This window comes from Curtobacterium sp. NPDC089689, from assembly GCF_044749145.1.
GTDB lineage: Bacteria > Actinomycetota > Actinomycetes > Actinomycetales > Microbacteriaceae > Curtobacterium.
On record NZ_JBIVHJ010000001.1, the window covers coordinates 949065 to 963220 of the forward strand.

The following is a 14156-nucleotide window of genomic DNA, read 5'->3' on the forward strand; positions in this document are numbered from 1 at the left end:
CGCAGCCAGCGGCAACGACGAAGCCCAGGAGGCCAGCATGACCACCACCGAGACCGCCATCCTCGCCGGCGGGTGCTTCTGGGGAGCGCAGCAGCTCCTCCGTCGCCGCCCGGGCGTCATCAGCACGCGCGTCGGCTACTCCGGCGGCGACACCCCGAATGCCACCTACCGCAACCACGGCGACCACGCCGAGGCCGTCGAGATCGTGTTCGACCCGTCGCAGATCTCGTACCGCGACCTGCTCGAGTTCTTCTTCCAGATCCACGACCCGTCGACGAAGGACCGCCAGGGCAACGACGTCGGCCGCAGCTACCGGTCCGCGATCTTCTTCACGAACGACGAGCAGCGCCAGGTCGCGCTCGACACCATCGCGGACGTCGACGCGTCCGGGATCTGGCCGGGCAAGGTCGTGACCGAGGTCGAGCCCGCCGGTGACTTCTGGGAGGCCGAGGAGGAGCACCAGGACTACCTCGAGAAGCACCCGCACGGGTACACCTGCCACTTCGTGCGCCCGGGCTGGAAGCTCCCGCACCGCGACGAGGCGACCGCGTCGGCGTGAGTGCGCACGCCTGACGGCGTGACCGCATGACGGACTGGCGCGCCCCGCTCAGCGGCAACGCGAAGCGTTGCGCGGGGTGCGCCGACCGAGCCTGCGAGGGAGGACGGTGCCAGCTGGCACCGCGCCTCCAGTCCGTCGCTGGCTGGCGTCAGCCGCGCGGCACCAGCCCGTCGATGGCCGTCAACTCCTCGTCGGTGAGCGGCGCACCGTCGAGCGCCGCGAGCGTGTCGTCCAGCTGCCGGACGCTCGACGCGCCGACCAGCGCGGACGTGACGGCCGGCTGCCGGAGCACCCACGTGATGGCGAGCTGCGCGAGCGACTGCCCTCGTGCCGATGCGATGTCGTCCAGCGCCCGCGCCGTCCGCAGGTAGTCGTCGTCGATGCGGTCGGCGCCGAACCAGCGTCCCTCGGCGGCACGCGACCCGACCGGCACCGACCCGTCGAGGTAGCGGTCCGTCAGGAGCCCGCCGGCGAGCGGCGAGAACACGATCGCCCCCGTGCCGATCCGGGTGAGCTCGTCGAAGAGCCCGCCCTCGGGCGTCCGGTCGAACATGCTGTAGCGCGGCTGGTGGATGAGGAGGTGGATGCCCTCCGCGGCGAGCGCCTCCGACGCGGCACGGGTCTGGGCGGGGTCGTAGTTCGAGATGCCGGCGTAGAGGGCCTTGCCGGAACGGACCGCGGTGACGAGCGCGCTGACGGTCTCCTCGATCGGGGTCGACGGGTCCGGGCGGTGCGAGTAGAAGACGTCGACGTACTCGAGGCCGAGCCGCCCGAGGGACTGGTCGAGCGAGGCGAGCATGTACTTGCGCGAGCCCCCGTTGCCGTACGGGCCCGGCCACATGTCGTACCCGGCCTTGGTCGAGACGACGAGCTCGTCGCGGTACGGCCGGAGGTCGGATGCGAGGACCCGGCCGAACTGCTCCTCGGCGGCGCCGGGCGGCGGACCGTAGTTGTTCGCGAGGTCGAAGTGGGTGATCCCGCGGTCGAACGCGTGCAGCAGGATGTCGCGCTGCGTCGCCAGGGGTCGGTCGGTACCGAAGTTGTTCCAGAGCCCGAGGGAGATGCGCGGCAGGAGGAGACCGCTCCTCCCCACGCGCTCGTACGGGAGCTGCTCGTAGCGGTCGTCGGCGGGACGGTGGACGTCGTGCATCGTTGCTCGATCCGGGTCGGGGTCGGGAAGCGGCCGGCGGGCCGGGATCGACGCTACCGTGCGGGCGGGCCGTCCACGACGCCGGGCCGGTCCGACCACGACGCCGGCCCCGTCCGAGCACGACGCCGGGCCGGGCCGGTCGCGACCTGGCAGCATGCAGGCAACCGCCCGTCACCCGTCCGCACACGAGGAGCCGCCCATGCCGCAGGTCACGACACCCCGAGGAGTCATCGAGTACCGGGAGGACGGCGACCCCGACGGCACGCCCGTCGTCCTCGTGCACGGGTTCCCCGACGGCCCGTCGACGTGGGACGCTGTCGTGGCTGCACTGCCCGCCGGCCTCCGGGTGGTCCGGCCGTCGTTGCGCGGTGTCGGCGGCAGCAGCGTGCACCCGGAGGAACGTTCCGGCCAGGTCGCAGCCCTCGCGACGGACCTGCTCGACCTGTTCGACGCGCTCGACCTGCACGACGCCGTGCTCGTCGGCCACGACTGGGGCTCCCGAGCCGCCCACGCGGTCGCCGCCGTCGCGCCCGAGCGCCTCCGAGGGCTCGTGGGGATCGCCACCGCGTACGGGCCGCGCACGGGGCTGTCCACCCAGCAGACGCTCGACGACGCCGCCGTCGCCTGGTACCGGTGGTGGCTCTGCACCGAGGTCGGCGAGGCCGCGTTCCGACGGACCCCCTCGGAGCTCCTCGTCTGGTCGTGGGACCACTGGTCGTCTCCGGACGTGATCGACCCCGACGACCGGCAGGCGCTGCTGGCGTCCTTCGCGTCCGACGAGTTCACGGACACCGTCGTGCACTACTACCGGCACGGCGCCGGGGAGGCACCGGGCAACCCGCGGTACGCCGACCTGCAGGCGACACTCGACGCGTGGCCGTCGATCCACGTGCCGACGACGTTCCTCGTCGGTGACGCGGACGCGTGCGAGACGGTCGCGGCGGCGCGGGATGCCCGGTCGTCGTTCGACGGCGACTTCCGGCTGGTCGAGCTCGCGGGCGTCGGGCACTTCGTGCAGCGTGAGGTGCCGGCGGAGGTCGTGGCGGCCGTCGCCGAACGGCTCTGACCCGGCGGCGCCGCCTGCCGTCTCCGCCGGTCGCCGGCGGCAGGTGACCGCTCCCGGATCTCATACCCCAGTAGGGGGCGGTCGACCCCGCGGGCGGATGGCAGCGCGCCACCGCGTCCGTAGCGTCGTCCTCGTCGGCGAGCGCCGCCGACGGAGGGAGGCACCCCGTGCTCGACCAGATCACCCCGTTCGTCGTCGACCTGGCGGCGAGTCCGCTCGTGTACGTCGTGCTGTTCGCGCTGTGCCTGCTCGACGGCTTCTTCCCGCCGGTGCCGAGCGAGACGGCCCTCGTCGCCGTCGCCGCGGTCGCCGCCACGTCCGGTCAGCCGGTGCTCGTCGGCGTCCTGGTCGCCGCGGCGGCCGGAGCGGTCGCGGGCGACTCGGTCGCGTACTGGATCGGCCGCCGGATCGGACTGACGCGACTCGCGTCCTCCCGACGCCCGAGGATCGCCGCGGCGTTCGCGTTCGCCGAGCGGCAGATGGAGCGGCGTCCCGCGAGCCTCATCCTCGTCGGCCGCTACATCCCGGTCGGCCGCGTCGCGGTGAACACCACGGCAGGCGCGACGGGACTCCCCTACCGCCGCTTCCTCGGCATCAGCGCGGTGGCGGGCAGCGCTTGGGCGGCGACCTCGGTGGGCATCGCCCTCGCGACGTCGTCGGTGCTGCACGAGCCCGTCGTCGCGGCGCTGGTGTCGATGGTAGTCGCTGTGGTGCTCGGTGTCGTGGTGGACCGCGTGATCGGTAGCATCGGCCGCAGGCGCGAGGCCGCTGCGGCCCGACGACGCGCCACCCCCGAGCGGGCGCCGCGCACGCGCACGCCCGCTCCGACCGGAGAGACCGCCCGCCCGTGACCAGCGACGACCACGAACCGAGCTCGGCAGACGCCCCGGCCGCGCGCGATGTGCGCCGCCGCTGGCCGTGGTCGACCCGCCGCGAGTGGGCCACGTGGCCGGTGGTCGTCGCCCGTCTCGTCCTCGTCGTGATCGCCGCGACGCTCTTCGCCGTCGCGGCGCCCGTCACCGCCGTCGTGTACGGCGTCCCGGTGCCGCTCGCCCTCCTCGTCACCGCCGTGCTGTCGGTGTCCCTCGGCCTCGCCCCCGTGCTCCCCCGCACGGCCTCCGTCGCACACCTCGCCGCGGTCGCGGCCCTCGGCCTGATGACGATCAGCGGCGACGTCGCCCCGTGGCCCCTGCCCGTCACCGCGATCATCGGCGTCGGCGCACTCGTGGTCGTCCTCGGCGTCCGCACCGACTGGCGGCTCACCGCGGCGGTGTGGACCGCCACGACGGTCCTCACACTCGCCCTCGTCGCGGTGGCACCGTCGCGCTGGGAGCCCGCGGACGTCTGGGCCTCCACCTTCGTGGTGTCCGCCGGGTCGACCCTGCTGCTCGCCGGCGCCGCCGTCGCGATCGGACAGCGGCGGGCCGTCCGCGTCGAGCTCGCCGAGGCACGGCGGGACGTCGAACTCGAGCAGGAGCGTCGGCGCACCGTCGAGGAGCGGGCCCGCATCGCCCGCGAACTCCACGACGTCGTCGCCCACAGCATGTCCGTCGTCCACATGCAGGCCGAGTCCGCCCCGTACCGCGTCCAGGACCTCCCGCCGGAGGCCCGTGCCGAGTTCGCCGCCATCGCCGGCACCTCCCGCACCGCCCTGCGCGAGATGCGCCAGCTCCTCGGCACCCTCCGCGGAGGGGCCGACGCCGAGCGCGCACCGCAACCGCAGCTCGCCGACCTCCCCGACCTGGTCGAACGCACCCGGGTCGCCGGCATCCCGGTCACACTGCACCTCGTCGCCGTCGACGGCGACGCGGACCGGCTCGCGCAGCTCACCGCCTACCGGGTCGTGCAGGAGGCGCTCGGCAACGTGGCCCGGCACGCGCCCGGCGCGTCCACCGTCGTGACGGTCGGGAGGCACGGTGCGGCCCTCCGGGTCGAGGTCACCAACTCCGCGCCGCCGGCAGGCACCGTGGCCGCACCGCCGCCCGACGACGGCGGCTTCGGGCTCGCCGGCATGCGGGAGCGGGTCGCCGCGCTCGGCGGGACCGTCGAGCACGGCCCGCGGCCGGACGGCGGCTTCCGCGTCGCGGTGTCCCTGCCGACGACGCCGGTGGCGGCGTCGTCGACGCGAGCCGACGAGGAGCAGCAGTGACGCGGGTGGTGGTGGTCGACGACCAACAGATGTTCCGCATGGGACTGCGGGCGATCCTCCAGGCCCAGGACGACCTCGAGGTGGTGGGCGAGGCGTCGGACGGCGCCGAGGCGGTCGCACTCGTGCTGCGGGAGCAGCCCGACGTGGTGCTCATGGACGTGCGGATGCCGCACCTGGACGGCATCGAGGCGACCCGGCGGATCACCGCAGCACCCTCGGACCGACCCGTCCGGATCGTCATGCTCACCACGTTCGACGTCGACGACTACGTGTTCGACGCCCTCCGCGCCGGAGCGAGCGGGTTCCTCCTCAAGGACGCGTCGGCCGAGGAACTCGTGGCAGCGGTCCGGACCGTCGCGGGCGGCGAAGCCCTGCTCGCGCCGCGGGTGACCCGGCACCTCGTCGAGGCCTTCGTCGCCGCCCCCGCACCGGCCGCACCGCGCACCGAGGTCCTCGACGTGCTCACCGAGCGGGAGCGCGACGTGTTCCTGCTCATCGCCCGTGGTCGGTCGAACGGTGAGATCGCTGCCGAGCTGTTCATCGCCGAGCAGACCGTGAAGACCCACGTCGGACGCATCCTCGCGAAGCTGCAGCTCCGCGACCGGGTGCACGTCGTGGTGCTCGCACACGAGAGCGGGCTCGTCGGGCCGGGGTGACCGTCGCCGGGCTGCGCTCCTGGTCAGGCGCACACGGCGATGAGCGTGCACCCGTCGGGGCCGGCGCGGAACCAGCGCTCGTGCTCGGGCGGGACGCCCGCCGCGTCACCGGCGGAGAGCTCGGTCTCGACGCCGTCGACCACGAGCCGGCCGGAGCCGCGGACCACGACGTACGCATCCTCGTCGCCATCCGCACGGTGGTCGTGCGGCACCGTGGCCGCGCCCGCGGGGAGGGCCACCTCGTACAACCCGAAGCGACCGATGCCCAACGGGCCGTTCAGTCGGCGGTCGTACGGACTCGCGGCCGGGTGCTGCGAGGCGTCGGTCGGGACGGAGGCGATGTGCACCACGGAGGCGGTCATGCCCGTCACCGTACGGGCCTCCCCCTGTCCCACTGCACGGTCGGCCGACCGTCCTCGAAGGCGAGCTCCGTCACGGCGATCATCCACGTGTGGCCGTCGTCCGGGTTGCCCTGGAAGAACAGGTACTCGCGGCCGTCCTCATCACGCAGGTACCCCGGGTGGCCCGACTCCGAGTGGTTCCAGCTCCCCTCGGGCCCTGCGGGGACGAGGGGCTCGTCCGACCCGCGCGTCCACGTCCGGCCGTCCGGGCTCGTCGCCCAGCCGATCTGCTGCGGCGCGTTGTTGTACGCGCCCGCGTAGAACATCGTGAACCGCTGGCCGTCCCACCGCAGCGCCGGGGCCTCGATGCAGTCCTGCTCCCACGGGAGCTCGGGTGCGAGCGCCGGCCCGTCGACGGACAGCTGCTCCCAGTCCCCGGGCCCGTACGCACTGCCGATGCGTGCCCGAGAGGTCCCGAGCAGTTGCGTCGTCATCGTCGGGTCGCGGGTCACCCAGGCCAGCAGCAGCCAGTCCCCCGCCACGACGAGGTCCGCGTCGATCGCCCGGCCGCACGTCCAGTCACCCGACGGCCGGAACACCGGGTTCTCCGGGTTCGGCGTGAACGTCAGGCCGTCGTCGCTGACCGCGTGGCAGATCGAGTCCTCGCGGCCGCGGCCGTAGGTCTGGAAGAACAGGTGCACCCGGCCGTCCACGACCACCGCACCGGGTGCCGCCGCGCCGCTGCGGTCGTAGTCGCCGAACGGCGGCAGCACGGCCACCGTCCGCCACGACACCAGGTCGTCGCTCTCGGCGATGCCGATCGACCAGCCCTCCGGCTCGGCGTCGCTGGCCGACGGCAACGAGCAGTAGAGCAGGAAGCGGCCGCCGAAGCGGATCACCGACGGGTCCTTGGCGTACGGGCGTCCGCGGCGGGAGGTGTCGCCCCACGGTTCGCCGAGGAGTCGGACGGAAGCGTCGTCGCTCATCGGTCCATGGTGCACCCGTGGGCGCCTCCTGGGGCTCCGCACAGTCCCGCATCGGGGCGCAGCGGCACTGTGCCGGGCGTGTACGTCTTGCGGTGCTCGAGCTGTTCATCACCCGATGAACGACAAGAGCCTCGGCTCCCTGCGAGGGAGCCGAGGCTCTTGATCGTGGCGGTACCGGTGGGATTTGAACCCACCCGCGTGGTGGCACGAGTAGTGGTTTGCGGTCAACTTCCCCGGCTTTGAGCTGATCTGCAGCGCGGTTGCTCACACCTCGACACGCCTCGTATCGGGTTCTCCGTTACTGCTCGGTTACCGCTGTAGGCGAAACCACGGCTTGCGAGCAGGTCGGCTGCAGCCGCCAAGCGCCTATCCGTGACACCAGTTCATCGATCCACGGGAGCTGAGCTCGCACGAGGCTCGGTCGTTCCTCTCACCGACGATCGGCCGACTCGGAACCGGCTCGGCCAGCGACTTGCATGCGCGAAAAGCCCCCATCCGCGACGGAAGGCGCAGATGGGGGCTCAAGGCCAACTTCAGGCGCTGGCCAACTGCCAGCGCTCGCCGGCCAAGAAGTCATAGTCGGCAGGAAGGTTCATCTCGAGAAGTGCGAGCACTCGCAAGTGCCATCCCGCCTCAGACGGATTGACTTGATCGACCACGCACCGCAGCACTCCGTCATCGACGACTGAAAGCACCTCCCGTGAAAGCCAGTTTGGAACATAACCGATCGGAGCTTCTCCAGCGGTGAGCACCAGCATTGCGTTGGGCGACTTCGAGTTCGTCGACTCGTGAACAACGGAGAGAGGCTGCCCGTGATGGAGAGAAGAGAGGACCGCCTCGAGCTCCTCATCCGAGTACCCACCCTTGACAGCGCCCTTGACGTCGACCTTCTTCGAAGTCATGTACCGCACGCCGTTTACCAGGAAACGGATCGTCCACACGATGCCGTCGTAGACAGGGGTGGGGTACAGCTGCAGGGTGTCGCCTGCCGATGAGCCACCGGATCTCGTCAACTGCTCCCATGGGGACGCGCTCGACTCGTCCAGCCGCAGATCGGAGACATAGCGCTGGTAGTCAGGACGACGAGGGTCGAGGACTCTCTCCTGGAAGATCGGGAAGAGCACGGCGGACTCGTAGTGCCGAGTCGTGTCTTTCAGACCGAGCAGGGGGCGAAAGTCCTCGACGCCCTCGACTGAAGAGAGGTAGTCGAAGCTGTAGGTCCGCCCATCCCAGGCGAGCACTCCGATCGGGAAGATGTCTCGGCTCTCCGGATGCTGCCAGGTCACGATGAGCTTCTGCGTGTTGCGGTCGGCCACTTCCTCAGCCTCACGCGTGCTCTCGGTCATCGTACGCATCTCGCATCCTCCTCACGTTCTTCCCCAGTACCACCTGAGCGAAGCTAACCGCAACCTCTGACACTCCGTCGGCTGGACGCAGCAGTTCGGCAAAATCTATCGTCTCGGCTTTCGCAAGCACACTACCGAGCCAGACTTGCCCGGCCTCCGAGCACGAGTCCAACGCCGACACCACGAGATCGACGAGAGAGGTGCCCTGGTCTCCGTCGAAACGGTAGGCCGTCCCGCGAGCCAGGAACTTGTCGAGTGCCTCCGGGCGTTCAAGCAGCTCCGCCCGCTTGGGGTCACTGAGCTGGAAGCCGAGCCCGTTCTCCATGTCATACGTCGGTGCCAGCGCTCCGATCCCGCGTAGCGGGAGCATGACCGACCAGTTCTCTTCGTGTCTGTCTCGGTTGCTCGTAAGGGCGTCCAATAAGAGGTACCCAACGAACACGTCCCAGCCAGTCAGCTGGGGAGCCATCCCGGGCGGGGCTTCCAGCCCGTCGAGCGCGACTTTCACGTTCTCTATCGTGTGCCCAGGAGACGCGCCCTCGACCCGCTTAGAGAGGCTTGCGACGACCGAGCTGTACGAGACGTTCGGAAGATCGTCCAGCCACAGCCTCCCGGAGTGAACTTCCCATGTATTGCTCGGTGCGACGTTCAGCGACAGGCATCCGAGCTGGCCCCCACGCTGCCCAAGCCGGACGGTCGCGCTCGGAACGCCAACGAGCGCTGCGACCTTCGAGGAGGCCCACTCGACCCAGTCTCCGATCTGGGCGCTCCCATCGGAGTGCTGACTGCGCGGTTTGAAGAGCCAATCACTTTCGGTCTCTTCGTCCCGCAACCACACCTTCTCATTGGCACCACGGGTTTCGACCCGAACGAACGTCCACGCCGACGCATCGGTGCGGGGTACGGAGGCGTCGGACACCGTTACAACATAGCCGAGTCAATCTCGCACCTAGCGTGGTCCTCACGCCAGGAGTTGACGCGCTGGACACGCGAGAGTTCTGCGCCACTTGACGTGCGACGGCTGACCTCGTGGTGGAGCGAAGCCTGAAGCCTCGGGCCGGACAGCTTTGCGGTATCCGTAGAGCTCCCGGCAAGAAACGAACGCGCGTCAGGCTGCCCGGCTGTCGCTAACGCCCACTCCAGAGGTTCACCTACCTCGCCGTCAGCGATGCAGGGCGCTCAGGGTTCATTCGCATGGCGCGCGCTGCGTTCAAAGCATCCGCGACTGCTTCCAGGTCGTCCTCGAAGAGGTCCGCGTACCGGTCGAGCGTCATCGCCGCAGACGAGTGACCAAGCATGCGCTGTACGGCCTTGACGTTCGCCCCTGCGCTGATTGCAAGCGATGCAGCCGTGTGCCGCAGATCGTGCGGCGTCACGACCGGCATGACCTGCCGCACCTCGTCGCCGCGCATGCGCGCTGCGGCTGCAACTCGTTCATCGCCGGCACGGACGCGGCCCACTGCGCCGACGAACCAGCCCTTCCGCGAGTCACCGGGTCGCAGGTGCTCGAGCCCTCCGCCCCAGAGAAGATCATCCGGCGACTTCCTATCGCACGCGGCCTCGATCGCGTCGTCGAGGAACGCGGGGTAGACGACCGATCGGCGCTCGTGAGTCTTCGGGGTTCCAACGATCACCGTCCCGTTGACATTGACCGCGTTCTCCTCGACGTTCACTCGCCGAGCAGCCCGGTCGACGTGCCGGACGCGGAGCCCGGTCGCCTCGCCCCATCGCAGTCCCGTGTAGGCGAGAAACCGCACGAGGTCCGGATACTTTGATTCGACGGCGAGGCGCTCGACCTGCTCGTGGGTGAGGTACGCGCGCCGGCCCTTCGTCTTGCGTGGGAGCTTGATGTCGCGCGCCGGGTTCGATGTCAGCCGCTTGTCCTTCACCGCCCCGTCGATGATCGCGGCGAGCACGCCATGCGCACGAGCGACAGTCGTCGCGCTGCGCGTCTCCGCGATCTCGCTGATCCACGCTTGGACCTCGGTGTGCCGGATAGACCCAAGCGCTCGAGCACCCCACTTCGGCTCGACGTGTACTCGCCACGCGGACTCGTCCGAGTGGAAGGTCGATGGCTTGACCCACGCTCTATGCGAGGAAATCCAATCAGATCCGAGGACTCCCAAGGTGAGGCGACTGTCGCTGGGAGCGATGTACGACCCATCCAGCTTCGCGGCCTCCACAGTGGTGAGGTAGTTCTCGGCATCGCGTTTGAGTCTGAACCCGCCCTTCCGGGCAGTCTTGCCATCCGGTCGGCGGTAGCGGGCTTCGAAGCGCGAGCCCTGCTTTGTGTCGTACTTGTAGACGCTGCCCATCAGTCCCTTGTCGCTCGTGAAGCTCTGCACCGAGGATCCTGGCGGATCAACAATGCGGCCGCAAGAACGTGCACAAATGTGTAGACTGAAAACCGCGATTGACGAACGCGGCGAAGCAAGCACCGTTACCGATGTAAGTGACAGTCGGGGAAGTGAGCGCCGCAGGGAGAACGATCTTCCACCGACAGATCACCGTCGGACCACCCTCCTCGGGGATAGAGCTAGCGCGATCCGAGGGTCCTCTAGGACCCTTCATGCCCGTCACCTCTGCAGTCAGTACCCCGCTCCTCGATGCCCTGATCACTCCGGCGACCCTGTCTGAGCGTCTTGGCTTGTCGCAGCGCACTCTGAGCGAGAAGCGCATCACCGGCACCGGCCCAGCCTTCATCCGCCTTGGGAAGTCCGTTCGTTATCGCCCTGAGGCGGTCGACGCGTGGCTTCTGTCCCAGGAGTTCGGCAGCACCTCCGAGGAGGGGCGCCGATGAGCGCTGGCGAGACTCCCACTAGTCCTCCCACGATGGGTCGGGGCGGCGGACAGCGCACTCGCCGCTTCCGGGTCGTGTCCCAGACGCTAACGCGTGATGCCGTCGTTCACGGGCTTGATCGGCCGAACGTGGAGCGCTACGCGGGCATCTTGCATGACAAGGATCAGGGTGTCCGCGAGCATGTGCACGTCATCTTCGCGCTCAGGGATGCCCGCAGCAAAGACACCGTCGCCAACATGTTGCAGGTCCCGACCGAGCTCGTCCGCCCGGTAGTTGGCCAACGCGGAGACCCTCACTCCTTCGCCCGCGCTCTTCGCTACCTGACGCACGAGTCTCCGACTGAGCAGGCAAAGGGCAAGCACCTCTACGCCGACAGCGAGGTGTTCGCCTCCCCGGGCTACGACTGGCGAGCGGAAGTCGATGCCCTGCGTGCTCATGAGGGCCACATCCCACCGCTTCTCGATCAACTCCGAGTGGCGGTGCTAAGGGGCGAACGCAGCGCGCGCAGCATCTTCGACGAGTATCCGCAGCTCTTCGTGCGCCACCACCTGGAGTTCGAACGACTCGACGAGTCGGCGCTGCGGGAGTACGCGACACCCGAGCTGCGCGCCGCTCGACTGGCGGAACGCAAGCAGCGGGCGCGAGGCATGCAGTGACGGGCGCCGTCGGGCCACGCGATGTCCCTGCCTCCTCGGCGAATGATTGCGGAAATGATTTCCGGAATGATTCGCCAGCTGGAGGCCCAGCCCTCGAGCCAGCGATCCCCTGTACCGAGCGCGTCGCGGCTCTCGATTGCGGGTGCAACCCATCGGCGTCCCTCGATGCCTCTCCGCGCATCTGGGCCACCGTGCAAGAGCCGCCTTTGGTTGCGAAGTTCCTCTGGAGGGCGAGTTCGCTCGCGTGGATCATCGCTCACATCGACCTCAAGGCGACGCTCATCGAAAGCCTCGGCGCCGCGCGCGGTGCTTGCCGCACGGAACGTGTTTGCAGGAGAAGAGGTTTCAACATCGGTGCCGCGCGGTCTCCTCGCGAGGTCCGGAGCAGCGCGCTCCGCGCTTACGTGTTCCCGGCAAAGGCTGTGCCTTCGCGTGGTCGACAAGTTGCCGCGGAGCGTGACACGGCCACCTGCCCGAGAAGCGACCAGCGACTCGGATCCTTAGAGCAGCCTCATGGCTGCTCTCGACGCGCGCTGCGCGTCGGTGCCCCGCAGGGCCCCAAGGACTTTGGCGAGCGAAGCGACGCCAAAGTGTATGGGGCTACACCTTCTTCTGCCGCGAAGGAGACCGCCACCCTCCCGAAGGTGCCCTGGGGTGGTGGTCGGAGTCGCGGCAGGAGAAGCCCCTCGGGAGAGTCGCCGAAGGCATCGAGGGGTGCGACGACGGAGTCGGTGCACCCCTCGATCAGCGTCGAGGGTGGCGAAGCATGAGCTACACGATGACGTTCGACGCGTCCCACAAGGTGGGACGCGGAGGGCACGCGAAGCGGTTCTTCCGCCACATCGCTCGGGAGGCAGATCAGCAGGCTGGCTTCCACTTCCCGCAGACGAATAAGAACATCGTGCCGGAACGGACGCAGAACAACCGCACGCTCATCAATGACGGGGCGGGCGGATTCCGCCAACTCGTGTCGATCGATGGTCGGCCGCCGTCTCACGAGTTCCACACCTACCTCGGCAAACGTCTCGCAACCGTCAAGCGCTCACTTCGAAAGGACGCCGTTCTCCTCCGAGGGCTCATCCTGCAGCTCGACCCGAAGTGGTTCGACGAGTTCAACCCGACTTGGCGCACGCACGGACCGAACAAGGCGGCCGTCAACTACATGGGTGCCTCGTTCGACTGGGCGATTGAAGAGTTCGGGCTCGAGAACGTGCTGGGGTTCTCGCTGCACCTCGACGAGTACAGCCCGCAGCTGCAGGTACTCGTCACGCCCGTCACGCCTGACGGGCGCCTGTCCCAAAAGGACTTCTTCAGGGGTCCGAACGACCTCCGCCGCCAGCACAAGGTGCTCCGCGAGCACATGTCGGCGGCCGGCTACGACGTGGAGACGCGCGTCACCGAGCGATCCCGCGAACACCTCAGTAGCAGCGAGTTTCAGGCAAAGGCCGACCGGCTGCGCGACGCAGCCGCAGACGCCGAGGCAGAAAAGGCCACCTACGAGACCATGCGTGTCAGCCTCAAGAACCGATCGACGAACCTGGATCGGCGAGAAGCGAGCATCGGTGTCCGTGAGACCGAACTCGCTGCTGCTCTTCAGGAAGCTCACCGCGTGCAGGAGACGGCTACAGCGGCACGCCGCGCCGCTGTAGCGGTTCAGATGGCCGCGCAGCGTGCCCGGCAGGAAGCTGAACAGGAGCGTGACCAGCTGCGCGCCATCAACAAGCGGTTGCTGCACGTGCCGCCAGAGTTCGAGGCCTGGCTTGACAGTCGAAAGAGCAATGGCCAGCCGCTGCGCCACGTGTTCGAGTCAGACATGGCTCGCAGGCGCGCCGCTCGCGCAGAGGTGCAGCGACTGATGGATGGAACTCCTGAGACGTCGGCCGCGGCGCAACCTGAGGCCGAGTTCTGACCAATATTCGGTCACACTCTGGTCAGTAGTAGGCCAGCCGCATACATTCTGGCGATCTGGGCGCCACAGGACCGGTTCTTGACCACGTCATGCCCAGATGAGGACCGAAATTCGGTCGGCTCCGGGACATCCGACCCTTGGGGCGCTCATGACGTCGTTCAGGCCGGAAACTGGCCATTTGTGACCGCTTTGGGACCGATTTCTAGCCCAACTCTGACCACCATCCGGCCAGATATCACTCGAAAGGTTCTGGCACGGCTTCGTGCGCGATCGCTCCAGAGCATGCGGTTCGCCAGGCGTAATTGAGCCCGCAGAGAGGGACCCTCCCCCGCACGCTTGCGATGGCCCCGGGCGTCTGCTGAAGTGCCGCCGCCAATCGAGAGAACATTGACGACGCTGAGCGGGTGGAAGAAGCCCCGTCGGACTCATCGTCCGCCAGGGCCGCCTCAGGGTGCTCGGCGTCGGGCGCGAAATCAGCGCGAGCGGCGGCTGTGAGAGGCGTCCGTGGTGCAGACAAACCGACACGCCCGAAGCCTGT

General features: G+C 69.0%; 14 protein-coding genes. 8 read left to right on the forward strand and 6 right to left on the reverse strand.

Going from position 1 to position 14156, the window contains the following annotated elements; all coding sequences use genetic code 11:
* The first annotated feature begins 37 nt into the window (after window positions 1-37).
* Entirely contained in the window at window positions 38-559 is a 522-nt protein-coding gene (gene msrA / locus ACIPYW_RS04580) for a peptide-methionine (S)-S-oxide reductase MsrA (RefSeq protein ID WP_400411159.1), read from the forward strand.
* Window positions 560-707: 148 nt separating this feature from the next.
* Here the strand turns inward: msrA and ACIPYW_RS04585 are convergent, their stop codons facing one another.
* On the reverse strand, window positions 708-1709 hold the full coding sequence (locus tag ACIPYW_RS04585) for an aldo/keto reductase (protein WP_400411162.1): 1002 nt from the start codon (window positions 1707-1709) through the stop codon (window positions 708-710).
* Between the two features lie 199 nt (window positions 1710-1908).
* Between ACIPYW_RS04585 and ACIPYW_RS04590 the strand changes: the two genes are divergently transcribed.
* The 4 genes from ACIPYW_RS04590 to ACIPYW_RS04605 all read left to right on the forward strand — a co-directional run bounded on the left by ACIPYW_RS04590 (window position 1909) and on the right by ACIPYW_RS04605 (window position 5580).
* Window positions 1909-2775, forward strand: a complete 867-nt coding sequence (locus tag ACIPYW_RS04590) for an alpha/beta fold hydrolase (protein ID WP_400411164.1) — start codon at window positions 1909-1911, stop codon at window positions 2773-2775.
* A 167-nt stretch (window positions 2776-2942) separates the two neighbouring features.
* Window positions 2943-3626, forward strand: coding sequence for a DedA family protein (locus tag ACIPYW_RS04595; protein WP_400411167.1), 684 nt, complete (start codon window positions 2943-2945; stop codon window positions 3624-3626).
* On the forward strand, window positions 3623-4924 hold the full coding sequence (locus ACIPYW_RS04600) for a sensor histidine kinase (RefSeq protein WP_400411169.1): 1302 nt from the start codon (window positions 3623-3625) through the stop codon (window positions 4922-4924). The genes ACIPYW_RS04595 and ACIPYW_RS04600 overlap by 4 nt, the downstream gene beginning before the upstream one ends.
* Complete coding sequence (locus ACIPYW_RS04605; protein ID WP_400411171.1) at window positions 4921-5580, forward strand: response regulator; 660 nt, start codon at window positions 4921-4923, stop codon at window positions 5578-5580. The genes ACIPYW_RS04600 and ACIPYW_RS04605 overlap by 4 nt, the downstream gene beginning before the upstream one ends.
* A 23-nt stretch (window positions 5581-5603) precedes the next feature.
* Here the strand turns inward: ACIPYW_RS04605 and ACIPYW_RS04610 are convergent, their stop codons facing one another.
* The 5 genes from ACIPYW_RS04610 to ACIPYW_RS04630 all read right to left on the reverse strand — a co-directional run bounded on the left by ACIPYW_RS04610 (window position 5604) and on the right by ACIPYW_RS04630 (window position 10598).
* Window positions 5604-5942: a cupin domain-containing protein gene (locus ACIPYW_RS04610; RefSeq protein WP_400411174.1), complete on the reverse strand. Its 339-nt coding sequence runs from the start codon at window positions 5940-5942 to the stop codon at window positions 5604-5606.
* A 5-nt stretch (window positions 5943-5947) separates the two neighbouring features.
* A complete protein-coding gene (locus ACIPYW_RS04615; protein WP_400411176.1) occupies window positions 5948-6907 on the reverse strand; it encodes a glycoside hydrolase in 960 nt (319 codons plus the stop codon).
* 533 nt (window positions 6908-7440) lie between these two features.
* Window positions 7441-8253, reverse strand: coding sequence for an HIRAN domain-containing protein (locus tag ACIPYW_RS04620; RefSeq protein WP_400411178.1), 813 nt, complete (start codon window positions 8251-8253; stop codon window positions 7441-7443).
* Entirely contained in the window at window positions 8234-9172 is a 939-nt protein-coding gene (locus ACIPYW_RS04625; protein ID WP_400411181.1) for a hypothetical protein, read from the reverse strand. Before ACIPYW_RS04625 ends, ACIPYW_RS04620 begins: the two co-directional genes overlap by 20 nt.
* Window positions 9173-9404: 232 nt before the next feature.
* Window positions 9405-10598, reverse strand: a complete 1194-nt coding sequence (locus tag ACIPYW_RS04630) for a tyrosine-type recombinase/integrase (protein ID WP_400411183.1) — start codon at window positions 10596-10598, stop codon at window positions 9405-9407.
* A gap of 224 nt (window positions 10599-10822) precedes the next feature.
* On the opposite strand from ACIPYW_RS04630, the gene ACIPYW_RS04635 reads away from it, so the two are divergent.
* From ACIPYW_RS04635 to ACIPYW_RS04645, 3 genes are all read left to right on the forward strand, one after another.
* On the forward strand, window positions 10823-11053 hold the full coding sequence (locus ACIPYW_RS04635) for an AlpA family transcriptional regulator (RefSeq protein ID WP_051597137.1): 231 nt from the start codon (window positions 10823-10825) through the stop codon (window positions 11051-11053).
* A 32-nt stretch (window positions 11054-11085) separates the two neighbouring features.
* Window positions 11086-11709: a Rep family protein gene (locus ACIPYW_RS04640; RefSeq protein ID WP_400412512.1), complete on the forward strand. Its 624-nt coding sequence runs from the start codon at window positions 11086-11088 to the stop codon at window positions 11707-11709.
* Between the two features lie 766 nt (window positions 11710-12475).
* Window positions 12476-13618, forward strand: coding sequence for a plasmid recombination protein (locus ACIPYW_RS04645; RefSeq protein ID WP_400411186.1), 1143 nt, complete (start codon window positions 12476-12478; stop codon window positions 13616-13618).
* Window positions 13619-14156: the final 538 nt, after the last annotated feature.

What these genes read in the sequence shown, in the direction of transcription:
- ACIPYW_RS04645 (WP_400411186.1), top strand. Translation starts at nt 12,476, where the DNA reads ATGAGCTACACGATGACGTTCGACGCGTCCCACAAGGTGGGACGCGGA.
- ACIPYW_RS04635 (WP_051597137.1), top strand. Translation starts at nt 10,823, where the DNA reads ATGCCCGTCACCTCTGCAGTCAGTACCCCGCTCCTCGATGCCCTGATC.
- msrA (WP_400411159.1), top strand. Translation starts at nt 38, where the DNA reads ATGACCACCACCGAGACCGCCATCCTCGCCGGCGGGTGCTTCTGGGGA.
- ACIPYW_RS04585 (WP_400411162.1), bottom strand. Translation starts at nt 1,709, where the DNA reads ATGCACGACGTCCACCGTCCCGCCGACGACCGCTACGAGCAGCTCCCG.
- ACIPYW_RS04620 (WP_400411178.1), bottom strand. Translation starts at nt 8,253, where the DNA reads ATGACCGAGAGCACGCGTGAGGCTGAGGAAGTGGCCGACCGCAACACG.
- ACIPYW_RS04610 (WP_400411174.1), bottom strand. Translation starts at nt 5,942, where the DNA reads ATGACCGCCTCCGTGGTGCACATCGCCTCCGTCCCGACCGACGCCTCG.
- ACIPYW_RS04590 (WP_400411164.1), top strand. Translation starts at nt 1,909, where the DNA reads ATGCCGCAGGTCACGACACCCCGAGGAGTCATCGAGTACCGGGAGGAC.
- ACIPYW_RS04615 (WP_400411176.1), bottom strand. Translation starts at nt 6,907, where the DNA reads ATGAGCGACGACGCTTCCGTCCGACTCCTCGGCGAACCGTGGGGCGAC.
- ACIPYW_RS04640 (WP_400412512.1), top strand. Translation starts at nt 11,086, where the DNA reads ATGGGTCGGGGCGGCGGACAGCGCACTCGCCGCTTCCGGGTCGTGTCC.